The sequence below is a fragment of the Kitasatospora putterlickiae genome (assembly GCF_039527695.1).
GTDB classification, from domain to species: Bacteria; Actinomycetota; Actinomycetes; order Streptomycetales; family Streptomycetaceae; genus Kitasatospora; species Kitasatospora putterlickiae.
Window position 1 is genome coordinate 29738 of sequence record NZ_BAAAKJ010000002.1, and the last position, 5160, is coordinate 34897.

A 5160-nucleotide genomic window follows, 5' to 3' on the forward strand; every position below is an offset into this window, starting at 1 on the left:
GTCGACGTCGTCGACCGCGGCCCGGTCGCCGGCGGTACCACCGGCGCCGGCGAGGGCAACCTGCTGGTCTCCGACAAGGAGCCCGGCCCCGAGCTCGACCTCGCCCTGTACTCCACCCGCCTGTGGCGCGAACTCGCCGACGAGCTCGGCGCCGCCGTCGAGTACGAGGCCAAGGGCGGCCTGGTGGTCGCCGGCACGTCCGCCCGGCAGGAGGCGCTGCGCGCCTTCGCGGCCGAGCAGGCGACGGTCGGCGTCACCGCCGAGGAGATCCCCGGCGAGCGGCTGCGCGAGCTGGAGCCGCACCTCGCGTCCGGCCTGGCCGGCGGCTTCCTGTACCCCCAGGACGCCCAGGTCCAGCCCGCGCTGGCCGCCGCCCACCTGCTGCGCGCCGCCCGCCGGGCGGGCGCCCGGCTGCACACCGGCGAGGCCGTCAAGGCCGTGCGCCTCGGAGCGGACGGCGCCGTGCGCGGCGTCGAGACCGAGCGGCGGCGGCTGGACGCGGCCGCCGTGATCAACGCCGCCGGCACCTGGGGCGGCGAGCTGGCCGCGCTGGCCGGCGTCCACCTCCCGGTGCTGCCGAGGCGCGGGTTCGTCCTGGTCACCGAGCCGCTGCCGCGGATCGTCCGGCACAAGGTGTACGCCGCCGACTACGTGGCCGACGTGGCCAGCGGCTCGGCCGCGCTGCAGACCTCGGCCGTGGTCGAGGGGACGCCCGGCGGGCCGGTGCTGATCGGCGCCAGCCGGGAGCGGGTCGGCTTCGACCGGACGCTCTCGGTCGAGGTCGTGAGCCGGCTGGCCGCCCAGGCGGCCGCGCTCTTCCCGGTGCTGGCGGGGGTGAGCGTGATGCGCGCCTACCGCGGCTTCCGGCCGTACCTGCCGGACCACCTGCCCGCGATCGGCGCCGACCCCCGGGTGCCCGGGCTGTACCACGCCTGCGGCCACGAGGGCGCGGGCATCGGCCTGGCCCCGGCCACCGGGCTGCTGATCACCCAGCAGCTCATCGGCAAGGAGCCGGAGCTCGGCCTCGCCCCCTTCCGGGCCGACCGCTTCCCGGCCGAGGACGCCGCCTGAGGCCGCCCGAGCGGTCCGACCACCCCACGATCGGCTCATGAGCTGAACGGAGATCCCCCCATGCGCCGTAGCCGCACCCCCGCGGAGCTGGTCCAGGCCGAACCCGGGCCCGCCCACACCATCGACTTCGACGGCCAGCCCGTGCCCGCGCTGCCCGGGCAGACGATCGCCGCCGCCCTGTGGGCCGACGGCGTGCTCGCCTGGCGCACCACCCGGGTGGGCGGCAGGCCGCGCGGGGCGTTCTGCGGGATCGGCGCCTGTTTCGACTGCCTGGCCACCGTCGACGGGCGGCCCAACCAGCGCACCTGCCTGCTGCCGGCCGAGCCCGGCACCACCGTCACCACCCAGGAGGGCCACGGCCGTGCCGACCTCGACGTCTGAGCCCCTGACCGGCGCGCCGCGGCCGTACGACCTCGCGGTGATCGGTGCCGGCCCGGCCGGCCTCGCCGCCGCCGTCACCGCCGCCGACCTCGGGCTGCGCTGCGCCCTGGTCGACGCCGGCCGCAGCAGCGGCGGACAGTACTACCGCCACCCCGCCCCCGGCCTCGGCGCCAGCCGGCCCGACCGGCTGCACCACGGCTGGTCCGTCTACACCGGCCTCGCCGACCGGCTCGCCGCCCACCGCGCGGCCGGCCGCGTCGACCTGCTGGCCGGCCACCAGGTGTGGGCGCTGGAGCGCTCGGGGGAGCGCGACTGGCGGCTGCACGCCACCACCGGCCCGGACGCCGACGACCGGACCACCGTCCGGTCCGCCGCCGTCCTGCTCGCCCCCGGCCCGTACGAGCGGCAGCTGCCCTTCCCCGGCTGGACCCTGCCCGGGGTGGTCACCGCCGGTGGCGCGCAGGCCATGCTCAAGGCCGGCCTGGTGCTGCCCGGCCGACGGATCGTGGTGGCCGGGAGCGGCCCGCTGCTGCTCGCGGCGGCCTCCTCCCTGGTCACCGCCGGCGCCGAGGTCCCCGCGGTGGTGGAGGCCACCGCGTACCTCGGCTACGCCCGGCGCCCCGGCGTGCTGGCCGCCGTTCCGGCCAAGCTGGTCGAGGGCGCCGGGCACGGCTCCGCGCTGCTGCGCCACGGCGTGCGGCTGCGGCCGCGCAGCGCGGTGGTCGAGGCGCACGGAGACGACCGGGTCACCGCCGTCACGGTGGCCCGGCTGGACGCCGACTGGCGTCCGGTACCGGGCAGTGAACGGCGGATCGAGTGCGACGCGCTCGCCGTCGGCCACGGCCTGGTCCCGCAGATCGAGCTGGCCACCGAGTTGGGCGCGGCCACCCGCACCACGCCCGACGGGACGGCCGCACTCAAGGTCGACGCCCGCCTGCGGACCACCGTCCGCGGGCTCTGGGCGGCCGGCGAGACCTGTGGGGTGGGCGGCGCGGACCTGGCGATCACCGAGGGCGAGCTGGCCGCGCACGCGGTCGCCGACCAGCCGGTGCGCACCGCGCTGCTGCGCCGGCGCTCCCGGCTGCGGGCCTTCGCCGAACTGATGGCCGCCGCCCACCGGCCCGGCGCGGGCTGGACCGACTGGCTGCGGGAGGACACCGACGTCTGCCGCTGCGAGGAGGTCCCGGCCGGGCGGATCCGCGAGGCGGTGGACGAGCTGGGCGCGGGCGACGCGCGCACCGTCAAGCTGCTGACCAGGGCCGGGATGGGTTGGTGCCAGGGCCGGATGTGCGGTCCGGCGGTGGCCTGTCTGGCGGGTGGCGGGGAGCTGCCGGAGGAGTCCCGCGCGGACAGCCGGCCGTTCTCCTGCCCCGTTCCGCTCGGCCAGCTCGCGGCCGAGCGGGACGACGACGAGGGCTGAGCCGCAACCGCTTCCGGGCGGGTCCGGCCCGATCCGGGCCGGACTCGCCCGAAATCGCCCGGCGGGGCCCCTTGTGCCCGCCGCGCGCCCCCTAATAAAATGTCACACCTCACCAAGGAGACACCTGTGTCCAAGACCCCGCACGACACCACCAAGCCCTGGCGCGGCATCATGGTCGCCACCACGCTGCCGCTGCGCCCGGACCTCTCCGTCGACTACGACGCCTACGCCGAGCACGTCAGCTGGCTGATCGAGTCGGGCTGCGACGGTGTCGTCCCCAACGGCTCGCTCGGCGAGTACCAGACCCTCACCGCCGAGGAGCGCGCCAAGGTCGTCGAGGTGGCCGTCGAGGCGGCCGGCGACGGCTCCCGGGTGATGCCCGGCGTCGCCGCCTACGGCAGCGCCGAGTCGCGCCGCTGGGCCGAGCAGGCCGCCGAGGCCGGCGCCGGCTCCGTCCTGCTGCTGCCGCCGAACGCCTACCGCGCCGACCACGCCGCCGTCCGCGGCCACTACGCCGAGGTCGCCAAGGCCGGCGTGCCGATCGTCGCCTACAACAACCCGATCGACACCAAGGTCGACCTGGTCCCGTCGCTGCTCGCCGAGCTGCACGGCGAGGGCTCGATCGTCGCGGTCAAGGAGTTCACCGGCGACGTCCGCCGGGCGTACGAGATCGCCGAGCTGGCCCCCGGCCTCGACCTGCTGATCGGCGCCGACGACGTGCTGCTGGAGCTGGCCCTGGCCGGCGCGGTCGGCTGGATCGCCGGCTACCCGAACGCGCTGCCCGAGGCGAGCGTCGCGCTGTACAAGGCCGCCGTCTCCCACGACCTGGCCACCGCGCTGCCGCTCTACAAGGCGCTGCACCAGCTGCTGCGCTGGGACTCCAAGACCGAGTTCGTCCAGGCGATCAAGCTCTCCATGGACATCGCCGGCCGCCCCGGCGGTCCGACCCGGGCGCCGCGCCTGCCGCTGACCCCGGAGATCGAGGCGGCCGTCCGCGCGGCCACCGAGAAGGCGCTGGCCGAGGGCCTCGCCTGATCCGGACCCGGTAGGACCGGAATCCAGGACGGCCGGCTGCGGCGGCAGCCGGCCCCCTGGAACGGCCGGTCCGGGGCGCCGTCCACCACCCACCCACCACCACGGAGCGTCAGCTGATGCGCAGCCGTCACGTCTTCCACGCCGTCGACTCGCACACCGAGGGCATGCCCACCCGGGTCATCACCGGTGGGTTCGGCGTCATCCCCGGCGCCACCATGGCCGAGCGCCGCGTCCACTTCCAGCAGCACCTGGACGAGTTCCGCACCCTGCTGATGTACGAGCCCCGCGGCCACGCCGCGATGAGCGGCGCCATCCTGCAGCCGCCGACCCGGCCGGACGCCGACTGGGGCGTGCTCTACATCGAGGTCTCCGGCCTGCTGCCGATGTGCGGTCACGGCACCATCGGCGTCGCCACCGTGCTGGTGGAGACGGGCATGGTGCCGGTCGTCGAGCCGGTCACCACCGTCCGGCTGGACACCCCGGCGGGCCTGGTGATCGCCGACGTCGCGGTGGAGAACGGCGCCGCCAAGGCGGTCACCATCCGCAACGTGCCGTCCTACTCGGTGGCGCTGGACCGGAAGATCGAGGTCCCCGGCTACGGCACGGTGAACTACGACCTCGCCTACGGCGGCAACTTCTACGCGATCCTGCCGCTGGCCGAGTTCGGCCTGCCGTTCGAGCGGGAGCGCAAGCAGGAGATCCTGGACGCAGGCCTGGCCCTGATGGAGGCCATCAACGCGGGCCCGGACCGCCCGGTGCACCCGGAGAACCCGTCCATCCACAGCTGCCACCACGTCCAGCTGCTCGCCCCCGGCTCCACCGCCGAGCACTCCCGGCACGCGATGGCCATCCACCCCGGCTGGTTCGACCGCTCGCCCTGCGGCACCGGCACCTCGGCCCGGATGGCCCAGCTCCACGCGCGCGGCGAGCTGCCGCTCGACCGGGACTTCCGCAACGACTCCTTCATCGGGACCACCTTCATCGGCCGCCTGGTCGAGGAGACCGAGGTCGGCGGGATTCCCGCGGTGGTGCCCACCGTGACCGGGCGGGCCTGGGTCACCGGCACCGCCCAGTACTTCCTCGACCCCAGCGACCCGTTCCCGGCCGGCTTCCTGCTCTGACCGCCCGCCCCTGCCCGTCTTCCCCCCTCTCCCGTCGAATCCCCCGAAGGGCTGCCCGAAGTGACGATCCGTTCGTACAACCCCGCCGACCCCGCGGACCTCGTCGCCGAGGCGCCCCGCCCGGGTGCCGAG

General features: G+C 76.0%; 5 protein-coding genes. All 5 read left to right on the forward strand.

The genetic code is table 11. From position 1 onward, the window contains the following. The coding region (locus ABD308_RS00215; protein ID WP_344321923.1) for an NAD(P)/FAD-dependent oxidoreductase at positions 1-1071 on the forward strand (1071 nt) is incomplete at its 5' end. Between the two features lie 60 nt (positions 1072-1131). Then, the gene (locus ABD308_RS00220; protein ID WP_344321929.1) at positions 1132-1452 is read left to right on the forward strand and encodes a (2Fe-2S)-binding protein; all 321 of its coding nucleotides are present in this window, start codon (positions 1132-1134) and stop codon (positions 1450-1452) included. After that, the gene (locus tag ABD308_RS00225) at positions 1433-2872 is read left to right on the forward strand and encodes an FAD/NAD(P)-dependent oxidoreductase (protein WP_344321935.1); all 1440 of its coding nucleotides are present in this window, start codon (positions 1433-1435) and stop codon (positions 2870-2872) included. Before ABD308_RS00220 ends, ABD308_RS00225 begins: the two co-directional genes overlap by 20 nt. Positions 2873-3043: 171 nt before the next feature. Continuing rightward, positions 3044-3907, forward strand: a complete 864-nt coding sequence (locus ABD308_RS00230; protein ID WP_425554657.1) for a dihydrodipicolinate synthase family protein — start codon at positions 3044-3046, stop codon at positions 3905-3907. Between the two features lie 116 nt (positions 3908-4023). Further along, on the forward strand, positions 4024-5028 hold the full coding sequence (locus ABD308_RS00235) for a proline racemase family protein (RefSeq protein ID WP_344321946.1): 1005 nt from the start codon (positions 4024-4026) through the stop codon (positions 5026-5028). Positions 5029-5160 lie beyond the last annotated feature (132 nt).

Bases quoted from the DNA above. Each gene is read 5' to 3' on its own strand.
- ABD308_RS00230 (WP_425554657.1), top strand. From the start codon at position 3,044: ATGGTCGCCACCACGCTGCCGCTGCGCCCGGACCTCTCCGTCGACTAC.
- ABD308_RS00220 (WP_344321929.1), top strand. From the start codon at position 1,132: ATGCGCCGTAGCCGCACCCCCGCGGAGCTGGTCCAGGCCGAACCCGGG.
- ABD308_RS00235 (WP_344321946.1), top strand. From the start codon at position 4,024: ATGCGCAGCCGTCACGTCTTCCACGCCGTCGACTCGCACACCGAGGGC.